Source organism: Mangrovimonas aestuarii (assembly GCF_028767185.1).
Taxonomy (GTDB): Bacteria; Bacteroidota; Bacteroidia; order Flavobacteriales; family Flavobacteriaceae; genus Mangrovimonas_B; species Mangrovimonas_B aestuarii.
In genome coordinates this window covers 196,794-219,794 of the sequence record NZ_JARACK010000004.1, presented here as the reverse complement: position 1 = coordinate 219,794, position 23,001 = coordinate 196,794, and the positions used below count along the sequence as shown (strand labels likewise).

At 33.2% G+C, this 23,001-nt stretch carries 19 protein-coding genes; all 19 read right to left on the bottom strand.

Translation table 11 applies throughout. The features are described 5' to 3' along the window. The 19 genes from PWU04_RS07125 to PWU04_RS07035 all read right to left on the bottom strand — a co-directional run bounded on the left by PWU04_RS07125 (nucleotide 1) and on the right by PWU04_RS07035 (nucleotide 22,972). Nucleotides 1-771: a polysaccharide biosynthesis/export family protein gene (locus PWU04_RS07125; RefSeq protein WP_274475282.1), complete on the bottom strand. Its 771-nt coding sequence runs from the start codon at nucleotides 769-771 to the stop codon at nucleotides 1-3. A 165-nt stretch (nucleotides 772-936) separates the two neighbouring features. Then, nucleotides 937-2,022, bottom strand: coding sequence for an MraY family glycosyltransferase (locus tag PWU04_RS07120; protein ID WP_274475281.1), 1,086 nt, complete (start codon nucleotides 2,020-2,022; stop codon nucleotides 937-939). 416 nt (nucleotides 2,023-2,438) lie between these two features. Next, nucleotides 2,439-3,569 carry a glycosyltransferase family 4 protein gene (locus PWU04_RS07115; protein ID WP_274475279.1) on the bottom strand — a complete coding sequence of 377 codons (1,131 nt, stop codon included), beginning with the start codon at nucleotides 3,567-3,569 and terminating at the stop codon, nucleotides 2,439-2,441. A 1,020-nt stretch (nucleotides 3,570-4,589) separates the two neighbouring features. Next, nucleotides 4,590-5,261: a sugar transferase gene (locus tag PWU04_RS07110; protein ID WP_274475277.1), complete on the bottom strand. Its 672-nt coding sequence runs from the start codon at nucleotides 5,259-5,261 to the stop codon at nucleotides 4,590-4,592. Between the two features lie 269 nt (nucleotides 5,262-5,530). Beyond that, the gene (locus tag PWU04_RS07105; protein ID WP_274475276.1) at nucleotides 5,531-6,742 is read right to left on the bottom strand and encodes a polysaccharide biosynthesis protein; all 1,212 of its coding nucleotides are present in this window, start codon (nucleotides 6,740-6,742) and stop codon (nucleotides 5,531-5,533) included. Nucleotides 6,743-6,888: 146 nt separating this feature from the next. Further along, on the bottom strand, nucleotides 6,889-7,893 hold the full coding sequence (locus PWU04_RS07100; RefSeq protein ID WP_274475275.1) for a sulfotransferase family protein: 1,005 nt from the start codon (nucleotides 7,891-7,893) through the stop codon (nucleotides 6,889-6,891). Nucleotides 7,894-8,066: 173 nt separating this feature from the next. Then, nucleotides 8,067-9,209, bottom strand: a complete 1,143-nt coding sequence (locus tag PWU04_RS07095) for a LegC family aminotransferase (RefSeq protein WP_274475274.1) — start codon at nucleotides 9,207-9,209, stop codon at nucleotides 8,067-8,069. A gap of 35 nt (nucleotides 9,210-9,244) precedes the next feature. Continuing rightward, nucleotides 9,245-10,030, bottom strand: a complete 786-nt coding sequence (locus tag PWU04_RS07090) for a hypothetical protein (RefSeq protein WP_274475273.1) — start codon at nucleotides 10,028-10,030, stop codon at nucleotides 9,245-9,247. A gap of 104 nt (nucleotides 10,031-10,134) precedes the next feature. Further along, entirely contained in the window at nucleotides 10,135-11,523 is a 1,389-nt protein-coding gene (locus tag PWU04_RS07085) for an MBOAT family O-acyltransferase (protein WP_274475271.1), read from the bottom strand. A 30-nt stretch (nucleotides 11,524-11,553) separates the two neighbouring features. Beyond that, nucleotides 11,554-12,249, bottom strand: coding sequence for a sugar transferase (locus tag PWU04_RS07080; RefSeq protein WP_274475269.1), 696 nt, complete (start codon nucleotides 12,247-12,249; stop codon nucleotides 11,554-11,556). A gap of 30 nt (nucleotides 12,250-12,279) precedes the next feature. Beyond that, a complete protein-coding gene (locus PWU04_RS07075; RefSeq protein ID WP_274475268.1) occupies nucleotides 12,280-13,365 on the bottom strand; it encodes an ATP-grasp domain-containing protein in 1,086 nt (361 codons plus the stop codon). A 185-nt stretch (nucleotides 13,366-13,550) separates the two neighbouring features. Further along, the gene (gene gmd, locus PWU04_RS07070; RefSeq protein WP_274475267.1) at nucleotides 13,551-14,696 is read right to left on the bottom strand and encodes a GDP-mannose 4,6-dehydratase; all 1,146 of its coding nucleotides are present in this window, start codon (nucleotides 14,694-14,696) and stop codon (nucleotides 13,551-13,553) included. A 583-nt stretch (nucleotides 14,697-15,279) separates the two neighbouring features. Continuing rightward, nucleotides 15,280-16,230, bottom strand: a complete 951-nt coding sequence (locus PWU04_RS07065) for a GDP-L-fucose synthase family protein (protein WP_274475376.1) — start codon at nucleotides 16,228-16,230, stop codon at nucleotides 15,280-15,282. A gap of 50 nt (nucleotides 16,231-16,280) precedes the next feature. Then, a complete protein-coding gene (locus tag PWU04_RS07060) occupies nucleotides 16,281-17,582 on the bottom strand; it encodes a phenylacetate--CoA ligase family protein (protein WP_274475266.1) in 1,302 nt (433 codons plus the stop codon). A gap of 5 nt (nucleotides 17,583-17,587) precedes the next feature. Continuing rightward, nucleotides 17,588-18,718 (bottom strand): hypothetical protein, encoded by a 1,131-nt coding sequence (locus PWU04_RS07055; protein WP_274475265.1) that lies wholly within the window; start codon nucleotides 18,716-18,718, stop codon nucleotides 17,588-17,590. Continuing rightward, nucleotides 18,699-19,859 (bottom strand): glycosyltransferase family 4 protein, encoded by a 1,161-nt coding sequence (locus PWU04_RS07050; RefSeq protein WP_274475264.1) that lies wholly within the window; start codon nucleotides 19,857-19,859, stop codon nucleotides 18,699-18,701. The genes PWU04_RS07055 and PWU04_RS07050 overlap by 20 nt, the downstream gene beginning before the upstream one ends. Further along, on the bottom strand, nucleotides 19,852-20,985 hold the full coding sequence (locus tag PWU04_RS07045; protein ID WP_274475263.1) for a glycosyltransferase: 1,134 nt from the start codon (nucleotides 20,983-20,985) through the stop codon (nucleotides 19,852-19,854). The genes PWU04_RS07050 and PWU04_RS07045 overlap by 8 nt, the downstream gene beginning before the upstream one ends. Nucleotides 20,986-21,070: 85 nt before the next feature. After that, complete coding sequence (locus PWU04_RS07040; protein ID WP_274475262.1) at nucleotides 21,071-21,706, bottom strand: sulfotransferase family 2 domain-containing protein; 636 nt, start codon at nucleotides 21,704-21,706, stop codon at nucleotides 21,071-21,073. Between the two features lie 105 nt (nucleotides 21,707-21,811). Then, nucleotides 21,812-22,972, bottom strand: coding sequence for a glycosyltransferase (locus tag PWU04_RS07035; protein ID WP_274475261.1), 1,161 nt, complete (start codon nucleotides 22,970-22,972; stop codon nucleotides 21,812-21,814). Between the last annotated feature and the right edge of the window lie 29 nt (nucleotides 22,973-23,001).

Below are 23,001 nucleotides of genomic sequence, written 5' to 3'. Positions count from 1 at the left end.
CTAAATTCTTGTAATTAAAACAATGGCACTCAACATAACAGAGGTTAAGGTTAATACCGTTGCAACATCACCTATAAATCCTGCCTTCTTAATCTTTGGTCCATTTGGATTTACAACAATAACATCATTTGGTTTCACATAATAATAAGGACTGTCAAACCAAGTAGTTGTGGTCATATCTACATGTCCAATGGTACGTATTCCATCTATTTCTCGAATTACCAAAACATCTTCGCGAAATCCATTAATGGTCATATCCCCTGCATAACCTAGAGCTTGTGGCAATGTAATACGCTTCTCGGTAAATCCATAGGTTCCAGGTTGCCTCACTTCTCCCAAGATGGTAACTTTAGTATTTAAAATTCTTACACTAACAACAGGGTCTTTAAGATGCCCTCCTGTTTCTAAAATATCTTCGATATATACTTCTAATTCTTCTGTAGTTTTATTACTTACATCTAACGTGCCTAATACTGGAAAAGTAATTGTAAGTTCTTCAGTAACCAAATACCCTTTTAGTTTCAATAGTTCTTGACTATTCCCACCTATATCAGATCCGAAATTTTGAATATTATAAGGTAGAGCCGTTTCTAAAACCAAAGCAGAAACCGTAATATTAAGGATGTCATTGACTTGTATTTTTGTATTTGTTGCTGTTACAGTGCTGGGAGCAGAATTAGCATCCTGAAAATAAAGCACTTCCTTTTTAGAAGCACAAGATACTGTGAGCATTAAGCCAACTACAAGAGGTAGTAGGGATTGTATTTTCATTCCATTCTATTTAACCAAAGGCAAATATAACGGCAATTGACAGAAGTGCAAAGCCTTTAGTTATATTTATAACGGTTAACGCATATAGTAATCTGTCCTAAATATTACTATAAAACAGTGAGCAATCGAGCATGAAAAGGTTAAATCCTAAATATTCTAAAACAACTAATTTTTAAGCGAATTTTCTTTAATGTAAAAGGGTAAAGCAAACAATACCCCCCCAAACACAAGAACAGTCAGTAAATGCCAGGGCCAACTAAAACTACAACATTGAAAAGCCACTATTATAATAAAAACTGTTGCCAAACACGTTAAAAATGTAGTCTGTTTGTGAGTTAATCCCAATCGAAGCATTCTATGATGGATGTGATTGGTATCGGCCTTAAAGGGATTCCTTCTTTGCAAAAAGCTACGAACGAAAATAATTCTTAAAGTGTCAAGTAAGGGGAAAAAGAGGATTGCTATGGCAACTATGGGAGCTGATGAATGATATAAAGCATCAGCCGTTTGTTGATTGTACCCCAAGAAGCCTACAGTCTGAAATGCCAACATGAACCCCAGCACAAGAGAGCCGGTATCACCCATGAATATTTTATTGTCCTTAGAAAAGTTATACATCAAAAAAGGAATCAATGCCCCAATGACAGCACATGAAGCTAATGCCATCTCCCATTGCTTGTTTTGAATAAACAAAAAAACGTAGACAACACTCGAACAAATGCCCACACTACCAGCCAAACCATCAATACCATCTATTAAATTTATAGCATTTATAATAAGTAGATAAAGGAAAAACGTGAAGAATAATGATAACAGATAAGGGAGCTCTTGAATTCCAAAAATACCCGAAAATCCAATCACCCTGCTCTCTTCTAAAAAAAACATTAACAGTGTGGCTGCAATCTGAGCCAAAAATTTACTTTTAGGAGTAATAATCAATAAATCATCCTTAACACCAATCATACAAATAATAATCAACGCCCCTAAAAGAGGAAAAAGCGATTTTGCTTCAATAAAAGCACCGCATATCGATAAGGCCATAGCTATTCCAAAAAAAATACCTACACCGCCTAGAGTAGGCACACTATTAACATGTATCTTTCTTCCGTTCGGTGCATCCATTAAATTTTTAACCTTACTTATGAGTATTATACTGGGAAGTACTAAATAAGTTGCTGAAAAGGCCAATACTAAGGCTAATGTCAAAACAAGCCAAGGAACAATATGATCAAAAGTGTAAAGCTCAAACATGTAACCAACTGATTAATAGCAAACCAAAGATACTATTAAACAGTAAACTAACAATCTCTATTTAAATAAAATAACTATAATATAATCTAATAGTAAAATAACTTTCTCAAATAATAAATACATATTGAGACAAAAAACTACCTTTTATTAGAGTAAATTGACATAATTATGGCAATTCTGCATTAGAAAAGCTTTATTTTGGCAACACAAACCAGAAGAAATCAACAGATACTTAGCTTGCCTAAAATAAAAACACTTCTGTTAGAAAAATTCAGTTATGTCTAAATTAAAGGAATCTAGTCTAAAAAATGAAAAAGTAAGATAATTCTTAATAAAGAATAAAGTTTGGTAAAAAGAAGAAGTACTTTATTAATTTCTCTCTGAAGTAAAAAAATTTACAGAAAACTAGATTGGAGTTATACTTTTAAATTGGTAAAAGAGCTTAAAACCTGTTTCCAACGTAATTTTCGCCTTAAATTACCAAAGCTATAATTTAAACGAAAAAACAGATAATTCAGAGCAGCAATAAATAACAAAAGTAACAACAAACCCCATTCTTCACCAACCTCCGAACTAATGGCTACCATTAATAGAATAAATAATAGATTGCATCCACTAATTATTAAACTGGCCTTTTTATGGCTCATTCCTGTATAATCAATTAGAATATGATGAATATGGTTTCTATCTGGTGAAAATGGAGACCTTTTCTTCGATAACCTCAAAGCAAACACTCTACCAGTATCCAACAAGGGTACAATTAAAATACTAATGGCTATCAAAGGGGCATTTTTTAATAAAAATGGAATTTCAGAATAGGCCATCGGTTTTAACTCTAAAAACTTCATGGTCAACACGCTAATAACAAACCCCACAATTAAAGACCCTGTATCTCCCATAAATATTTTCCTGTCCTTAGAAAAATTAAATCTTAAAAAGGCTACTAATGCACCTATAAGTGTAAAACATAAAAGCGCATAAAACATGGCGTTAGCCAAAAAGAAAATACAAGAAAACGAAGAGAGAACAACAATCCCTACCAGGCCTGCTAATCCATCTATACCATCAATTAAATTGTAGGCATTGATAATGACTATCATAATAAATAGTCCCATTAGTAGATATACAGAATAGGGTATTTCATATACCCCTAGAAACCCATTAAGACTTTTAATCGCAAAAGAAGGGTTCAATAAAATAAAGCCACTGGCAAGAATTTGAGCCCCTAATTTAACACTGGGTTTCAACACAATTAAATCATCTTTCAACCCTATTAAAAACAAAATGGTCAAAGCAGGAATCATGAAAAAAGCCTCGTCGGAAGTGTCAAAAATCCGAAGAACAAACAATCCAAAAATCAAAGTGATATAAAAAGCAACGCCACCTAATGTAGGGGTCTTCTTTTCATGAGAACTACGATCAATAGGATCATCCATTAAGTTTTTATGAGATACCAAATGTATAATTCGTGGTAGCATCATATAGGTAAGAGCAAATGCGCCAACACCCAATAACAATGCATATATCACAATCTGGTTCTCACCCATATGTTTCTCTTTAATTATATAGCTGAGCAATAGTTCTTAAGTAACACTGTGTCACACTATGTCACATTATACTGACCGCTATAACAACTCTTGAGGTTGCTAAATTAACATAATTTTTAACATATAAACCTTCCTAACGCTAAACTTCCTAGAAATAACAATATCTTAATTCTTAATGCTATTAAACACACTATCATTTAATGAAAAATCGAATACCTCTATAACAACTAACCAAAATGTACCTCCATTTAGGGTCGGGGGAATTGACATTTTGATATCAACTTACTAAATAATACTCACGAAAGTAGATATCTCATAATGTAACCAATATTATAACAAGGAACTAGAGCCTATTGCTTAAAGAAAATAGAGACCTTCTTAAAAGTACCCCCTGTCAGATTGAGCGCAGTCGAAATCATTAATTTTCAAAAGAAATAAATCACAACTTGCTTCTCATGGTTTCTTCAAAGAATAATAAACTCTTCCATATACTAACCATGAAGTATCCATTAAGTGTCTATGGAGTACTACGGAGAAACGCTACCACAAAAAAGTAATGTCACTGCAACGCTAGGAAGCCGAAGCAGTCTCTTCTCCATTCAAAGATTTGTTCTGCTCTACCAGCCTATTTATAAACTTTGAAAAGACCATTTAGCTTTAGTTTTTTTCGCTTTTGATTTCCCCTAACCCTAAAGGGTGTCAAAAGCTCAAATAACTAGCTGTTATAAATTAAAATAAATACTGGTTACTTATATTAATGTACTTTAAAGTTCAAACACCTGACCGATTGCACAGATTGAAACAAACAAAATGTCTCTCCCTTTAGGGGCGGGGTAAATGACATTTTGATTCCTACCCCTAAGAATAAGTAAAAGAATATACACTTTTAATAGGCAGACACATTTGACAGCTGTCAAGTCAGAATCACAATGGTCAACGATTTAACGTCTTCACAACTTCATACAAAGCTTACAGCCTACCGCCTAAAGCAAAAAAAGCACCTATAAAGGTGCTTTTTTTTTAAAACTGCCGTTCAGGCAAATCTCTAAACCATTTGTAGACAATATCGCTACTGGGGAACAAAATCACCCAGGCGGTTATAAAAATTATCTTTATGTCTGTTAACATAGAAACATTAGCTTGATACCACTGCTCTACAATACCTTTAAACGGGTAAATTTTATTGGCATAAAAATCCCAAGTGTCCTCTCCCCGTTCCTTAGCCTGTGTGATCAACTCTTCCTCATCACGAAAAATGATGGATCCTATACCGGTCAATCCTGGTTTTACATTGTATATTACTCTTTGCACCTCTTCCGGATAAGTTTCAAAACTAACGGGCATCAGAGGTCTAGGCCCCACAATACTCATATCGCCTTTAAAAATATTGATCAGTTGTGGTAACTCATTAATTTTGCTATGTCGTAAAAAACCGCCCATTGGCGTAATTCTTGGGTCTCTCTTTGTTGTGATAACCCCTCCCTTCATATTCGGACTGTCCTTGAGCATGGTAGCAAACTTCCATATTAGAAATGGCTTATTTTTAAATCCAATTCGTTTTTGTTTATACCAAACATACCCCTCTCCAGTTAACAATAACCCAATAATTATCGGAATTAACAATGGAGATAAAATAATTAGCAATATTCCTGAAATCAGAATATCACATAGTCGTTTAAAGGCTTTATACATAGTTTGAATTAAATTTTTGAATAACCGTTATAGATTATAATTGTTTTTCATTTTGTTTTAGTGAGAAATAATATTTGAGAAACCGTATAAATTGAAATAACGAACTAACTTCAAAACTCCCCCAAGCGTCACTTCGAGTGTCCAGCCGCTGTCTGGATGTATCGAGAAGAAGCGGAATGCCAAACATCCATTCTTTCAAAGTAGAATTGGATAGTTTATTTTATTTCGCAGATTCGCGATTTTGCAAATACCCGAATTCGCGAAAATAATTACATTTTCTGATCCAAACTCTTCCCCGTCTCTATATGCTCAAAATCTGGAAGGTGCTTTTTTAATGCACTTACAATCTTAGCCTTATCATAATCCCCTGAATCCATCAATGTTTTTAACTCTTCAATGGTCGATTCAATATCTCCTAATGCTAACTTTCTTGCATTTTTAACAACCCCCAAGGAGTCGTGAGTTAACATATCTACAACATCACTGTCAGTATAAAACTCTTCATAAAGCTTTTCACCAGAGGTATCCGATTTAAAAAAGAAAACTGGATAAGGATCCTGATCCGTCAGTTTTAAAGCCATTTGCTTAGCCTCAACTTCAGTACTGCACTCTAATATCTGGCGGTTAGAGGCTTTAAAGAAATCCAAAGTAATCTCCTTAAAGTATGCCATTTCTTCCTCCTCTAGTTTAGGGAAATAAATATCTGAAGACTCCCCCAACATACAAGCCAACATGCATATCTGTCCACTTTCTTCTGGCGACACAAAAAAACGCTTTACATCGGCAGGGCAGGATATCGGTTGATTTTTAAACAAGCGCTCTATATACCCAGCCAATAGTGATCCATTGGAAAAAGCCACATTGGCAAATCGAGCGGTTGTAATCTGTAATGTATCAGAATATGCCATGATAGTTTCCTCCATCAACTTCTTACTGGCTCCCATAACGTTTACTGGGTTCGCCGCCTTATCGGTCGACACACAAAAGAAGCGTTCTGGTTTGTGCTCCACCAACAAATCCAAAAATGCTTTAGCTTTAAACACATTATTATCAATCATCGCCTCTATGGAGTACTTATCTTTCTCACTGCGCACATGTTTATGGGCTGCAAAATTGGCTACAATATGGAAAGGGCCTTCAGCCTTGAACATTTTTTCGAACACCGCATCCCCAAAATTCATCGGATAGGTTTTATAATCCTCGGGCATATACATATTGGCATCCGAGCGTAACTGACGAGTCAATTCCGTTAATCCATTCTCGTTGGTATCCACAACGTATAACTTTGAGGGCTTGAACTGAAGAATCGCTCGTATATACGAAGAACCAATAGTTCCAGCGCCACCAATCACCAGCACCGATTTTCCTTGAATACGGTCTGTTAACAGTTCTCTATTTGCTTCTATATCCTTAGCAAACAAACTCTCTTGTCTCTTGGTGATATAGGTATTTATAAAATTTGGTATGTCTATTAAGTTCATTAGTTATTACTTATCGTTTTGAGTATACTAAGCTCCCTTGTAATTGTTTTACAATTGTTTTGGTTTAACAATCAATTTTAATTCTTTTTTATATTGAGCAGATAAATTAAGACAATCGCCAAACCCTATTAATGCCAGATTACAAATTAACCTTGATGTAACTTTAAAAACTCTTTTTCTGGTAGAGGAGAATAAGCTGTAAATACCTTTAAATCGAAATAATCAAAAATTTCTTGAATCCTATTTTTCATCTCTAGATCAAGTGCTTCAAAATTTTTATACAATTGCCCCGTAACGTCACTTTGATAACCAAACCCCTTCCTATTGTTGGTAGAACTTGCCTTTCTAAAATTGATTTTACTTAGTTTCTCTTCATAATTATCTATCTGATAGTTAATAAATAATTTTTCCATCTCCTTTTTAGGATCTATCAATATGTCTGAGTAAAAAATAGTATGAAGGTTGTAATATGCTAACTTATTTAATACTGGAGCATTGTTTATGCACCAAACAGCTATTTCCTTTTCTAATCTTGTTTCTAATTTATCAACATAATCTTTATGTTTAACAAACCTATCATTGTTTAACCAATTTGGTATTTCCATTTCATGGGTATTTACAAGAGATTTGTGATTTACTCTAATTTTTGATAAGCATACATCTATTGGGTGGCGCAATAAAAAAATAGGTGGGTATTTAAAATTGAAATTTTTTAATATATAAGGCACCAATAAATTAGCTCTAACAAACTTGACTAAGACTTGTTTTCCTCTTATTAATTGCGTCAAAGTTAAATACTTCCTATTCCAAAATGCATGTGTTTTAAATTCAAATATGTCCTTAAAAAGTTCTTTATACCGAAAATTTGGATCATTTTCTATTATAAATGGTCTGTTCCCCAAACTGTAATCTTTGGGTACCGCTCCAAGTTCAGGATGCAATGGCTCCCAATTAATGCATAAATCCAAACTGTCCCTCAACATTTCCATTAACCAAGTACTTCCGCCTCTGGCTTCACTAAAAATTACAATACTCTCTGTAGAATTGAACTTTTTTGTTTTTAGAAGAGGTGCAATAACAAAAAGATCATAATTTTTCTTTCCTTTTTTTTTCAAATTTAAACGCCAAGAACTACTATTATTTTTATCCATTCACAATTTTTATTAAAATCTAAAAAAATTAATTGTTTTAGAGCTAGTTAAAATTAAAAGTATTTGATTTTTTATTTTATCACGCGCTCCATAGAAATATTTTCATGAAATATGACATCAGTAAATAAGCATATTTGCATCTAAAAAATTAACGATGTAAAAAACATACATTATTAATAGAAACTCTTGATCGTCATCACAACCGTCTCCATCTCCTCCTGACTTATCCCCGCCGAACTCGGTATACTAATACAGGTATCATATATGGTAGAAGACACATCTGAATCACTGATATAAATATCCTTTTTAAACATCTCCAACTGATTCATCGGCATCCAAAACGGACGCGACTGTACCCCTTTTTCATTCAAATAAGCCAGTAACTCTCGCATACGAGACGTACTAAAGGTAAACAACCAACAGTTTGGATTCACATCAACTGACACCTGCTGAAACTGAATATCTCCAACCCCGGTTAACGCTTTACGGTAAAAAGCATCCATGCGTTGTTTATTTCCCAACAACTTAGGAAAAGTCTCCATCTGCGCCACCCCTATGGCTGCTAACACATTTACCAAACGGTAGTTATAACCAATTTCATCATGAATATAATCCATTGCAGAGGATTTTGCTTGAGTGGTCAAGTGCTTCGCTTTTTTTGCCAATGCTTCATCATCGGTCACAATCACACCGCCACCGCCAGTAGAAATAATCTTATTCCCATTAAAACTGAATACGCCAAACTTACCAAACGTACCGGCATGTTTCTTTTTAAATAAAGATCCAAGGGCTTCAGTACTGTCCTCTACTACTTCTATGTGGTAATGTTTGGCAACTACTGTCAATCGCTCCATATCTCCTATATTCCCAAGAACATGAACCGGCATAATAGCTGCAATTCGTTTATTGGTTGATGCATTAAAAGTATAAGGTTTTCCATCGACTTCCTTAGTATATGTTGAACTAGCCAAAAACTGTTCTAACAAATCTAAATCCATCTGCCAATTCCCAGTATTCACATCCATCAAAATCGGACTAGCTCCAGTATATTTTATGGCGTTTAGGGTAGCAATAAACGTAATATTGGGTGCAATAACATGGTCGTTAGCTGTAACACCTACCAATTGTAAAGCAATGTGCAATCCTACAGTACCGTTCATACAGGCTACACCATGCTTGGCTCCAGCATAATCGGCTACCATTTGTTCAAATTGGTTCACATAGTTACCTGCAGAGGAAATCCAACCAGTGTCCAAACATTCCTTTACATAGGTCCATTCGTTACCTTCGAGTTGTGGTATTGATAATGGTATCATAATAATAAATTATTTATAGAAAAAAAGAAAAACCATCAATTCTGTTTTTTTATTCTCAATTCTTCTATTTTATTTATCAAGCTATCAGCAATAACCTTAATAGCCTCTTGATTAGGATGTCCATTTCTCCAAGAAACGGCATACTTTGAATCATCTATTATATCAACAGCCTGAACTAGAAAACAATTATCGCTTGTTTCCATATTATTGAACATATTGTATTGTTCCCACATTTTAACTTTTTCACCTGCATAAAAGGGTGTATTTATCAATATGATAACGTTCTCAGCTGTAATTGAAGAGAAAAAATCTTTTAATTTCTTTTCCTGTCTTTTATTCTCCATTGGGAATTTATTTGCAGGTGTCCCTGCTAAATGCCTATCTGTAAGAATTAAAGAAGAATATTGTGCAATCTTTTTAAGCAGTAATATAGTTTCTGAATCATTATAAGCTCTATTCATTATTCTCTTTAAGCTATTACCTCTTTCTTTCTTATCAACAACTTTATTCTGAAGTGACACATTTTTATCGTTTAATAGAAGAATACTATCATTTAGCGATACCACATCGCTTATATTATAATAGTAAATAATAAGCTCAGGTTTAATGTCACTTAGTGAATCAAGTATGGGCTTGTGATAATTTAGTTCTGTACCTGCTCTCGATAAGTCAGTGAAATTCCACCCTATTGATTTAAAATAATTTTTGAAAATAACAGGGTAACTTTCCTTCACATAATTGGTACTCGCATAACTGTCTCCAACAAAATAAACATCTTTCGTATTCTTTTCATTAAAGTACGAATGACTCTTATCATTCACTCTCAATTTATTATCATTAACTTTAAGATAGCCTAAAAACTCCATTGATAGAGTAAAAGAAAGGCAAACTAAAACGAAATACTTGATTTTTTTAAACATACGCTCTAAAATTGAAAGTAAATAAACTCAGACTTTGAACTCGAAAAACTAGCTGCGATTATTGCCCCTACCATCAATGGGTAAATAAACTTTTCATATTTCCTTTGCATTAATAAAAAGTCAAACAAAATACAAATAAAAATTACCCACAAAAAATTGTGAAAACTGTCGAATTCGAAATTGATATGCTTAACAATGTATAAAGCTTGAGTAATGTTTTCTGAACGGAAAAAAATCCATGCAAATGTGACAACTAAATAAGTAATCATTATTTGGAATATGCTACTCAACTCAATAAAACCCATACTCTTTAATTCCAATGAATCTACATGCTTTCTATTGGTTCCTAGAATAAATGAAGGAATAAACAAACTTGCGTGAATGAATCCCCAAGCAATAAAAGTCCAATTCGCACCATGCCAAAAACCAGAAACCAAGAAAATAATAAACACATTTAGAACACTCCTATATTTACTAAGACGAGAGCCACCTAATGGAATGTACAAATAATCACGAAACCATGTATTTAGAGAAATATGCCACTTTCTCCAAAACTCTCCAATACTCCTTGAGAAATATGGAAAATCGAAATTTTCCATGAGCTCAAAACCAAAAAGCTTTGAAACCCCTCTCGCTATTTTTGAATACCCACTAAAATCACCATAAATCTGAATAGAAAAGAAAATAGCCCCTAACATCAAAGTGCCTCCTGATACAGATTCATAATTAGAAAATATTTCATCAACTACAGGAGCCAAGGTATCAGCTATAAATATTTTCAAGAAAAACCCATAAATAATAAACTTTATTCCTTCAATAGCTTTTAGGCTATTAAATTTTCGTTTGTTAAGTATTTGAGGCAATAAATGTGTTGCGCGCTCAATTGGTCCAGCCACCAATTGAGGAAAAAAGCTAACAAAAGCCGCAAAAGCAATAACATCCTTTGTAGGCTCCAGTTTTCGTCTATAGACATCAATGGTATAACTCAAAGTCTGAAATGTGTAAAAGCTTATCCCAACTGGTAAAATAATGTTAAGAGTATTGGCGTGGAAATCTAGCCCAAAAAGTGAAAAACTAGCTATAAAGTTTTCTAGAAAGAAATTATAATATTTAAAAAAGCCCAAAAAACCTAAATTCACTAAAATACTAGTCCATAATAAGACCTTTCGTCTAACCAAATTATTTTCTTTGGAAAGCCTTACACCTATACTATAATCCACTAATGTGCTGAACACAATAAGTGACAAAAACCGCCAGTCCCAACAACCATAAAAATAGTAACTCGCGACTACTATTAAAAAATTTTGAAGTTTTAAATTTTTGTTTGCTACAAACCAATAGAGTACAAATACTATTGGTAAAAACAGGGCAAAATCTAATGAGTTAAATAACATGCTATAAAAAGTATTTAAACTATTTTCAATTTATGAGGCTATTTGTTCAATCCCAGAAACTGTCAACTCGTATGGCTTAGGAGGCAAATCCTTAAAAATCTTAAAAACCAAATCTGAATCTGAATTAATTAATGACCATGTTGTTAACATAATAATTTTTAAATCAACCAAAATGGAATTATTTTTATAGTACCATGTTTCAAGCTGCCCTTTATACGGGTAAATGTGTTGGCGGTAATAATCCATTGGATCCTTTCCTAAATCCTTATACATAGAAACCAACTTCTCCTCATCACGAAATACCAATGAGCCTATTCCTGTTACACCAGGAGTATTTTTATAAATAATATTTTGCACATCTGGTGTGTATTTTAAAAAACTTGTTTTTAAAAGCGGACGAGGTCCTACCAAAGACATATCACCTTTAACAACATTAAACAATTGTGGTAGCTCGTTAAATTTAGATATGCGCAACCATTTCCCTATTGGTGTTATTCTAGGATCATTACGCACCGTAATAGTTTTGCCGCCCATATTAGGGCTATTTTTAAGCATGGTTGCAAACTTATAAATGTAAAATGGGTTATTATCTTTACCCATACGTTCCTGAAGGTAAAACACCTCTCCTTCTCCTGTAAACTTGAGCAGTAAAATGATAATTAAAAGAAGGGGGGAAATGACAATTAGAATTACAAGTGGAATGACTATATCCAATATCCTTTTCATAACATCAAAGATGAATTTTGAAATTTATGACTATTTAGAAAAAGGCTCTAATAATAACGACTCTTTCATAACAATTGGACGCTCATCTACATCTCTCAGAAAGATTAACCCCTCTTCAAACTTATATGACATAAAAGTCTTATCTAATGATGAATCTTGATCCAAAAGTCTGATTGTATCCTCACAGAAATTAGCCCCTCCTGCAGAAAAACATTGTGTAAATGCTACATGACGCACATTTATTTCAGTAATTAATGGATTACCATTTATATCCTCTTTCAGATCTACTGTATAAAAACCATGTTTTTTAGTGTTTGTAAGCCCAAAAATAATGTCCATAGCTTTTTTTGACACCTCAAAAGCTCTGGAGTCATTTATTAGCCTACCGAATGATGTGTTACCGGTTATTCCAGATGGACTAACTTTAGCCATGATATAATTAACACGTTCGGCACAAGCAGAACGAATTAATTCACCTTCATAATAGAGCATTTTACATGCTAAATTTCTACCAGGCAAATAATCACTGGCTATAAAATTATCAATATCTTGATTTATTGCAATCCAACGTTCCAGATCAGAAAAATTGTTGATTTTAAAAGATCCCAATCCAGACGAACCAGTAGCAGATCTTATCCAATAAGGATAATTTAAATTAGCTTCAGTATCTTCTTTAAGGCTTGGACTTGTAGCATCAATCAAAACGTAATTAGGAACCAACCCTGTATCTTTTAATGCTTCAGATAAAATACCTTTATCTATCAGATTAGAAGCAGCTTCTAAAGGTGGTATCAATGCTTTACACGGCAAAGTCCCTTCCGCCTGCCTCTTACTCCAAGTAAACACTTCTTGTTCTGGTAGAATTACAGCTATATCAATATTTTCATCCTTTATCAATCGCTCCATCTCCTCCCAATAACCTCTATCTGATGATGGCTTTGTTAAAAAGGATTTATCAAAAATGGATGATTGATAATGCCCAACGGCATATGGTGTTATATCTGTACCGATTAAGTTATACTCAGCATAATTTCCTAATTCCTTCAAAGATCTGGCAAAACTTCTCGGGGTTGGTCCACCAACTCCTGTAATAAGTATATTTAATTTTTTCTTCATATTAATACTTTAAGAGACCTATAAAGTAAATTTTAAAAGGCTAAAATTAAGCCTTCTTATATTCATAAATATAAAGGTTCGACACCTTGATCAATTAGAGGCTGTTAAACTACCTTATGTCTATCTTAATCGTAATCATTCCCCCTAAACCATTATAAGTTACTACTACTTTACAATGAATATTGTTATTCCGCTTGATTTAAAATAGAATATCCACTTTTCTTAAGCTGTAAGTCCTTTTTAAACAACAATACATCAGAAGCTATCATTTCACTAACTAAAGCTGGTAAATCGTATTTAGGTTTCCATCCCAACTTATTTTGAGCCTTTGTAGCATCACCAATTAACAACTCAACTTCTGTAGGCCTGAAATATTTAGGATCAATACTCAGCACCCTTTTACCAAGACTTAATTGACACTCAGATTTTTCAACACCCGTTTTGGAAGTAAATAATTCAAAATCAATTGAATCAACAAATGCTTGCTCATCAACACCACTTCCTTCAAACCTCAATCCGATACCAAGCTCTGCAAATGCCATAATGATAAAGTCTCTAACTTTGGTAGTTTGGCCTGTAGCAATCACAAAATCTTCGGGAGTATCTTGTTGTAGCATACGCCACATCGCTTCCACATAATCTTTGGCATGACCCCAATCACGCTTGGCGTCTAGATTCCCCATAAAGAATTCTTCCTGTAACCCCAAGGCAATCTTAGCTACTGCCCTTGTGATTTTACGAGTCACAAACGTTTCTCCTCGTAATGGCGACTCATGGTTAAATAATATCCCATTACAGGCAAACATATCGTAAGCTTCCCTATAGTTAACAGTAATCCAATACGCATAAAGCTTAGCAACAGCATAGGGAGAGCGTGGGTAAAATGGTGTCGTCTCACTTTGTGGAACAGCTTGCACCAAACCATAAAGTTCAGAAGTCGAGGCTTGATAAATCTTGGTCTTTTTTTCCAAGCCCAAAAGGCGTACAGCTTCCAATATCCTTAAAGTACCAATCCCATCGGCATTAGCAGTATATTCAGGCGTATCAAAAGACACCTTAACATGGCTCATCGCCGCCAAATTATAGATCTCATCAGGTTGGGTTTCTTGAATGATTCTTGTCAGGTTCATAGAATCAGTCAAATCCCCATAATGCAGTTTCAAGCGAACATTATCAGCATGTGGATCTTGGTATAAATGGTCTATTCTATCAGTGTTGAATAAAGAAGAGCGTCGCTTTATTCCATGAACCATATAGCCTTTTTCCAATAATAATTCTGCTAAATAGGCACCATCTTGTCCTGTTATTCCTGTTATTAGAGCAGTTTTCATCTCATCAATATGTTTTTGTTACCCTTGCTTGGCAACATTTTTATTTTACTTATTTATTTTAATGCATCTGTACTATTTCGATGCTTATAATCATTGTTCTCTATCCACTGTTCATCAATTGGTTTTGTAAAATACAACATCAACAAAACCTAAAAAGTGTCTATCTTCTAAACTCTAGAAGCAAAGCGATCTATTTTCTTTACCCAATACTCGTTAAATTCACTTACTATTCCAAACAACATCCCAAATGTATAACAAACTATCATAATTGAATTGTTATAAAAGTGTTTTGTTTTATATAGATGTATAGCAACAGTTTTTATTGACGTTTATCCTAAAAAATGAGTGTTCTGCCTTGTTTTTAAATTCACAAAATAACATTGCAAGTCTAAAGGAGTGATTTTTCACGAAATGAAATGAAGTGTAAAAATAGTATCGAGAACAAGGCCAACTCAAAATTAACCTATCAAATATTTCAATTCCCCCGAAAGCGGAAACCTCATAATGTATCTAACACAACCTTAAGCACACAGCCTATCGCCTAAAGCCTACAGCTTATAGCCAGAATAACAAATAAACGACATTACAACTTTACTTCCTTAAAACTATCCTGATGCGCCAAAAACCACTTGTAGGTTTGTTTAATGCCTTCATCCAATACAATAGAACTTCTCCACCCCTGTTCCTCTAACTTTGATACATCCAATAACTTTCTTGGAGTCCCATCAGGTTTTGAACTATCCCAAATAATTTCGCCTTGGTGATCAACAGCCTTTTGTATTTTCTCTGCCAAGGATTTAATGCTTAAATCCACTCCTGTACCCACATTATAAAGGTAGTCTTCCAAGGTATTCTCCAAAGCAAATACAACCGCTTCGGCTAAATCCTCAACATGTAAAAATTCACGCATTGGAGAACCACTCCCCCATAATTCCACAGCTTGATGACCATTTTCCTTGGCTTCATGAAACTTTCTAATCATGGCCGGTAAAACATGTGATGTTTTTAAATCGAAGTTATCGTATGGGCCATACAAATTTGTTGGCATTAAACTGACATAGTCTTTGCCGTATTGTTTTCTTATAGCCTGACAAGCCTTAACACCTGAAATCTTTGCGATGGCATACCACTCATTAGTTGGTTCCAGACTATCAGTAAGTAAATAGGATTCTTTTAGTGGCTGGGGTGCAAATTTCGGATATATACAGGATGATCCTAAAAAAATAAACTTGTTGACATCACTTTTTAGAGAGCTGTCAATTAAATTATTCTGGATTTGCATGTTCTCCATTAAAAACTGATAAGGATAATCATTATTAGCCAAAATACCTCCCACACGTGCAGCAGCATCAATAATAACATCAGGCTGTTCGCTTCTAAAAAACGTTTCTACTGCCAACTGGTTTCTTAAATCAAGTTCTTTACTCGTCCGACCAATTAAATTGGTATATCCTTTCTTTTCCAGACTACGCCAAATGGCACTACCTACCATACCACAGTGACCTGCTATATATATTTTACTCCAATAGTTAATTTCCATAAATCTGAGTTTTAATAATTGATTTTCAATTAAAAATATTGACTTTAATTACCTTGTTTTAGCTTCATTAGGTTAACTACTTTTTTTCTTTTCCCAGAATCCAACAAGGGAATTTCATCAACATATTTTATTGAAAGTTTTGCATCCTCTCCTAAATAAGACTTAAATTCATTAATCAATTGATCTTGTCTTCTAAATTCACCTTTCAAACTAATTTTCAAAGAATATTTATTAATATCTTCCTGCACAAATTGGTACTGTTCAATTTCTGTATATTGCCACATGTTTTTATAAACTATATAAGATGATATTAATTCTCCCTTGGTGTTGAAAATTTGATCTAGCTTTCTTCCCTCTATTTTGCTTAATACATGATAGTCTTTCCCTTCTATCTTCTTTATTTCAATTTCACCTATGTCTCCAGTGTCATATCGTATAAACGGCATAGCTTCATTATACAAATCAGTAACAACAATCCTACCTAACGAACCATAAGGTAATACTTTGTCTGTTTCAATGTCTAAAATTTCAAAATAATAACTCATTGTATTAATCAGAAAACATTCTCCACTTCCAGGAATTTGCTGTGCCAAAATTCCATTTTCTACATTAGAATATCTTGAATAAATATCACAATTAAACTTTTTCTGCAGCAATCTCTTCGTTTCTAGATCCAAACCTTCAGACATTGTTATTGCCGAATTTATTTTAGCATTAATGGAAATATTTGGATTTTCCATTAACCATTTATACAGTGTTTCAAAAGCTGATACATAACCTAAAAGACTTATGCTGTTTGTATTTCTATTAAGCTTTTTAATTATTTGACCTGCATTTTTCTTTAAGTCTAAAACATCTATTGGAACTACATTCTGTACTTTTTGCAAGAACTTCGTTTTTCTATTATTTCTGCTCCATATTTTAAAATAATATAATTTATTGCCAACATCATATCCTGTTAAATGAGCAAAAAAAATTGTATCGGCTGTATTCCTTAGTTTTTTGTTTTTATTTTGATAACTTTTAAAAGGTGTTCCCGTAGATCCACTCGTAATCGTAGGTATTAACTCATCCAATTTAAATCTATCAGATAAAAACCCAGAGGTATGATCTTTTAAAATGGATTTATTTATAACAGGAAATGATTCTATTCCACTTTGTGGATTTTCACTTTTATAAAAATCTGTTGTATCCTTGGCATGTTTTAAGATATGCAATAAGTGATCATTAGATGTGACATGACCAAATCCCTTTTTAATATCCTCTAAATGTTTTTTTAAAGGCTTCCCCTTAAAAGTATCAATGAATGAAAATGTCCCTTGCCTAAGGCTCTCAAAAAAACTCATAAATTCTAATTACTTTTATTTGCAGCTATAACATCTCCTAATTGATCTGCTGTCATAAATTCAACCTCAGGCCATTTATTTACTATTTTAGTTAGTAACTTCCCCAAAGCGTTTAATCCAATTTTTCTATTCTCCTCTACTATATGACCACTAAAATTTATACGATGAGTACTTACAATTGCCGGACGCCCAAACCTGAAAGCACTTTCAATCTGCTTAAATGAATATTCTACCCAGTCAAATCCTCGATTATTCGTTGGCTCAAATACTACATTACGTACCTGATAAATCATATTTATATGATTTGATTTCCCAGTATAGTTAAATATTTTTTTAAACTTTCCTTTTCCTTGATGTTCTTGTTTTATAAAAGGAGTATCCATATATTCAATACCATTATCTTTTAAATATTGATGAATAATAGGGTGTTCTCTACCGCCTGGCGGGTTAAAGTGAATTGCTCTATAACCATATACTTGCTCAAAAGCATTAAGACCTTCTTCTATTATTTTTTTGAACCTTATATTTTCGTCAAATTCCCAAAATTCAAAGGCAGCCGTATAACCTATAGTAGAATATCCTGTATTAGAAATACTTGTATAAGAATGATTTTTTAAAGAGGTTAATAGTTCAATATCTCGTTTTTGTAATTTCTCTTCAAACACTTTCAGATTAAAATGTTCACGCCCATGAAACTGAGGTTTCAAAAAACCTTCTTTTATTCCTTGTAACCAAAGATTCCAAGTATCTTCGTAAGCTTTTGGGTCTTGAACACTTAATTTTTGATATGTAACAGGTAAAAGCTCATATTCATATTCTTCATAATTGTTTTCTGCCATAGCATCGAAATTTATATTACATGGCATGGCAAAAGGAGTAAAAACCGCATGCCTATCATTTTTATCTCTTACAGAAGACAGGACTTCAAACAAAGCTTCTAAATCTTCTCGAGTTTCTAATGCATCTAATGCATCAAACCTCGTGTGCACTTTAAGACCTGCTTTATCCATTTTTTCACGGGCTATCTTTGAATTTAACCTGACATTCCCATAATCATCCACAGATATTACTACTATTTTACGGTTGGTTCTCCAACCATAAACATTTTTAATATTATTAGTTAAAAATTGCCTCATTCTCATTTAAATATTCTTCAACAAATATATCAGCATTATTCCTTTTAAAGTCCATTGATGCCTTAACTGCATTTGCACTTAGAGTTTGATGTAAATTTGAATTAACAGAAAGCTCTTTGACGAAATTCGCAGCATCTTTCAATTCTGCCTTAGTAAAAAGCTTTGCGTGATTATAATTCTTAGAATAAACACCTAATTGACTATCTTTTGACGCTATATATAATGAAGGGATGCCATAACTCATTAAATTATACGATTTACTGGGCACACTTCCCTTACTTGTTTTTTCATCCAATATAACCACCCCTAAATCTGCTGCAGATAAGGAGTATGGAAACATTTCATCAGATTGAAATGGCAGAAATGTACAATTGGGCAATTGTCGTTCCTTTACCAATTCTTCCAAATACTTTTTTCTAGGACCTCGGCCAATGATTTGAAACATAATTTCAGACTCATCCTTTAATGCTTCGGCAATATCTATTAAAGCTTCAACATTATGAGTTAGCCCAATATTTCCAGAATACTGAACGACGAATTTATTTTCCAAATCATGCAAAGCTATAAACTTATTGACCGACTTTTCAATCTTAGTATTTTCTTGAAATATTGACCATATGGGTTGAATGACTATTTTATTTTTATTCACATACTGTACAAGCAACTCGGCCATTTTTTCACTAATAGTAAATAGTTTATAGGCTTTTCTAAAAGACCTTCTATTTAGCCATGTCCAAGCTTTATAGACAAAATGGCTCTCTTGCATACCTGTAATTTTAAAAACATCGGGATAAACATCCCAAATAACCATACTAAAGCGATGAGGTACTATCAAATTTAGTAGATACCCCATCGGAGGTACTGACACAAAAAATACTTCATGTTTTCTATAACAGGTCATTAGTAACCACCACATCCTAAATAAAGCTAATATATATGAGGATGCTTTTTTCCATGATGGATTTTCTCTCCAAGGATTAATCTTATGAACTTTTACCCCAGAATCAAGTTCCTCTCCCTGAATATGTATTGAACCCGTTATTAAAACAACTTCATCAAACTCCTTTAAAAAAGCATTTGCAAAACCGACAGTCAGATAGTTAGCTGCTTGGTTTAAAATGACAATTTTTCTCTTATCCATTATTTAATAATTCCAAACAAATATTAATGTATTTTCTTGCGCGTTCTTCCGCAGAACTGAATTTGGTTATTTCCAAATCTGCCGCTTTAAGCAGCCCCTCTTTTAGTTCATTATTAGTCATTAAACTTATTATCTGATTGGCAGCATCCTCTGCACTTAATGGATTATAGTAAAGTGCTGCGCTACCACATATAGATTTTGCAAAGCCAAGATTAGTAGTAACAATAGGTCGCTTCATTTTCATGGCTTCAGCATAGGATGCAGAAAAGCATTCTAACAGAGTAGGTAAGAAAATGGCATGACATTCTTTATATAGTTGCGGACAATCTTCGGGCCTTTGTGGCCCTATATTGATTATTGATGACCTTATGCTTTCATTAAAAACATTTTCGAATTGATTTTCAGTTAATGTTGTAACAAACTTTATATCTCCACCATAAGCCTCTAGTAACGGAATAACCTCATTTAATACCTCTATATTTTTATGAGCATAATACGCACTTAAAATTAAAAAACGAAATTCGTTGTTCTTTAATTGAGGGAGAAGCAATTGATCAGATGTAAATTCTGAGTTATTGTAATTATTGCTGTAAGTGTTACTTACAGTATAAACTGGTTTATTTGTTTTTAGCCAATTCTGCAATCTAGAGTTAACATCTTCTGTTTGGACCACATAAGCATCTGCATCCCGTTTGGTAAAATATTTTATCAATTTACCTTTAAATTTCCACTTCAGTCTATTTGACACCCCTATTTTAGAAAAATAAGGAGAGTCCTGATATATATAATGAGGTAAATTATACCCCATTAAATGAGGCCTTTTGGGGCGCCAATATGAAGGTCCTGAAGTTGTAAAAACCACATCTGGATTTTCGTTTAATTCTATCTCTTTTAAAACCTTTGCCTGATCCTCAAAAGACAACACCTTTTCAGCTGGCCTATAAGACAATTGGTAAAACCTAAAATTATCGGGGAATGTCGATTGATCAATCAATCCTCCTATTGTAACACCCAAAACTACTATAAATTCGTGTGAATGATAGGCTTTACACGACTGTATAAAAGACAGAGCTACTTGCACGCCACCTCCTTTATGGGTTGTCGCTGTATTAATAAGTAGTTTCATAAATTAATTAATGAATTTATTGACTTTCCATATAGATCATTCAAACTCATTTCACTGGATTGAAGAAATTTATAAAACTGCATTTCTATTCTGTACTTTTTATCAAACAGTAACTTATGCCACTATTTTGAAAATATAAATCAACAGACTTATGCTTTGATGTATTAATCCTATTCAGGTTAAATTCAGACTTTAACGAATATGAAATATCATTAAATACCTGATTTAAATCTTCTGAAAGGTTCTCAAGCCTGCATATATGATTAACTATGATGGTACCATTATCGTCTGCGATATAATCAATATTCTTTTTATAGTTATAGACTAAAGACCATAATTGGAACGGTGTTAGCTTTGCAAAATAAATAGCCACTTGTGTTTTTAGTGCCTTTAAAAATATTCTTAAATTTGAGTTATAGCTCCATATAGTCCCTTTTGTAAGAGGATCCCCATTGTTAAGAAAAAAATAGGCTGAAACCACTTTTTCATAAGGATGCCTTACAAAACATATTTTTTTATGCTTATTGTAGCATTGGTCCCCAAGCTTTTGCTTTATTTTGTCAGCTGTTGCGTGTTCTGGTATTTTAATAGCCCTATCATCTAAATAGTATGAGTTAATAATTGCACTATGGTCTATTTTTTTTATGCTTTTTTGAAAAGAAGTGGTCCCTGTTTTTGGGTTTGCTATAAAAATAAAATTCCCTGTTTTCGAAAAGAGCATACTTTAACTGTATTAATAATTTGATTGTTTAATTTAAAATGCCTTATAAAATATTTCTTATGCAGATGACTATAAAAGGCTAAAGGTTCCCTTAAAATTTAAACCTCAGTCTTGATCAAAAACTTGCATATACTGCTCTACTGCAGATTTGTCATTAAATATGATTGAACGTTCTTTGGATTTCTCTGCATAATACGCCATTTTACTTTTATCTTCAATAAATACTTGCATGGCACTAGCCAATTGACTAGCATTACGATCAAACATTAATCCTGAATTCCCGTAGTCAACTACCTCTCTACAACCTGGTACATTTGGTGTAATAGTCGGTTTTCCTAAAATTAAAGCTTCGCACAGAACAGTAGGTAATCCTTCCGATTCTGATGACATCACTAAAACATCTGAATGGAGTAACCATGGGTAAGGATTTGGAATAAAACCTTTTAAAAACACACAATCATTTAATTCAGATAATTGTATTTGAGATTCTAATTCCTTCCTTAAAAAACCCTCTCCCAGTATATTTATCCTAAACTTAAACCCTTTATCTTTTAATATTTTTGCAGCACTAATCAACATATCAAAACCTTTAACAGGAATTAAACTGCCTATTGCTATAAAATTCAAAATTTCCCCCTCAACTTTTATAGGAATGTTGCTACTAGATTTTTTTATTATATCTCGAGCATTGATTGGATTGTAAATAACCCTCATGTCTTTATATTCTCCTAGCATTTCCTTAAACTCCAATAACCCCTCATGGGAAACAGAAATAATTGTATCTAATTGTTTTAGTCTTTTTTTTATTACTTTCTTGTATTTTCCTTTTATAAACCTCGACTTATTCGAGTAGGATTTATAGCTGCTATGTATAACAGTAACTCTTTTGTTTATTTTTGCATCGTTATGAAATAAAAATTCAGTGTGGATACTGTCTAGAAAAGAAATCCCTACATCATAATTTCCTTTAATTTTTTTTCCGTGTAGTTTAATTAATAAATTCACTCCAAAACGACGATATAAATACGAAGAGAGTTTCGATAATATAACAGAAGGAAAAATCAAATACTTATTAACTTCTTTTGGAACTTGTGGCCAAAGTTCTCCTTTGTGTTCAACAACAAATAAGTCAACTTCATATTTATTTATGTCAATAAGCTTTAAAAGATTAATGAGTACCCGCTCTGCACCACCTCCTACTAAAGACGGCATAACGATCAATAATTTTCTTCTTTTGAGAGAAGATTCATTTTCAGACTTTTTCATATTTTAAATAAATCATTATCATGAGGTTA

Coding starts and splice junctions, on each gene's coding strand:
- PWU04_RS07125 (WP_274475282.1), bottom strand. CDS start 771: ATGAAAATACAATCCCTACTACCTCTTGTAGTTGGCTTAATGCTCACA.
- PWU04_RS07120 (WP_274475281.1), bottom strand. CDS start 2,022: ATGTTTGAGCTTTACACTTTTGATCATATTGTTCCTTGGCTTGTTTTG.
- PWU04_RS07115 (WP_274475279.1), bottom strand. CDS start 3,569: ATGGGTGAGAACCAGATTGTGATATATGCATTGTTATTGGGTGTTGGC.
- PWU04_RS07110 (WP_274475277.1), bottom strand. CDS start 5,261: ATGTATAAAGCCTTTAAACGACTATGTGATATTCTGATTTCAGGAATA.
- PWU04_RS07105 (WP_274475276.1), bottom strand. CDS start 6,742: ATGAACTTAATAGACATACCAAATTTTATAAATACCTATATCACCAAG.
- PWU04_RS07100 (WP_274475275.1), bottom strand. CDS start 7,893: ATGGATAAAAATAATAGTAGTTCTTGGCGTTTAAATTTGAAAAAAAAA.
- PWU04_RS07095 (WP_274475274.1), bottom strand. CDS start 9,209: ATGATACCATTATCAATACCACAACTCGAAGGTAACGAATGGACCTAT.
- PWU04_RS07085 (WP_274475271.1), bottom strand. CDS start 11,523: ATGTTATTTAACTCATTAGATTTTGCCCTGTTTTTACCAATAGTATTT.
- PWU04_RS07080 (WP_274475269.1), bottom strand. CDS start 12,249: ATGAAAAGGATATTGGATATAGTCATTCCACTTGTAATTCTAATTGTC.
- PWU04_RS07075 (WP_274475268.1), bottom strand. CDS start 13,365: ATGAAGAAAAAATTAAATATACTTATTACAGGAGTTGGTGGACCAACC.
- gmd (WP_274475267.1), bottom strand. CDS start 14,696: ATGAAAACTGCTCTAATAACAGGAATAACAGGACAAGATGGTGCCTAT.
- PWU04_RS07060 (WP_274475266.1), bottom strand. CDS start 17,582: ATGAGTTTTTTTGAGAGCCTTAGGCAAGGGACATTTTCATTCATTGAT.
- PWU04_RS07055 (WP_274475265.1), bottom strand. CDS start 18,718: ATGAGGCAATTTTTAACTAATAATATTAAAAATGTTTATGGTTGGAGA.
- PWU04_RS07050 (WP_274475264.1), bottom strand. CDS start 19,859: ATGGATAAGAGAAAAATTGTCATTTTAAACCAAGCAGCTAACTATCTG.
- PWU04_RS07045 (WP_274475263.1), bottom strand. CDS start 20,985: ATGAAACTACTTATTAATACAGCGACAACCCATAAAGGAGGTGGCGTG.
- PWU04_RS07040 (WP_274475262.1), bottom strand. CDS start 21,706: ATGCTCTTTTCGAAAACAGGGAATTTTATTTTTATAGCAAACCCAAAA.
- PWU04_RS07035 (WP_274475261.1), bottom strand. CDS start 22,972: ATGAAAAAGTCTGAAAATGAATCTTCTCTCAAAAGAAGAAAATTATTG.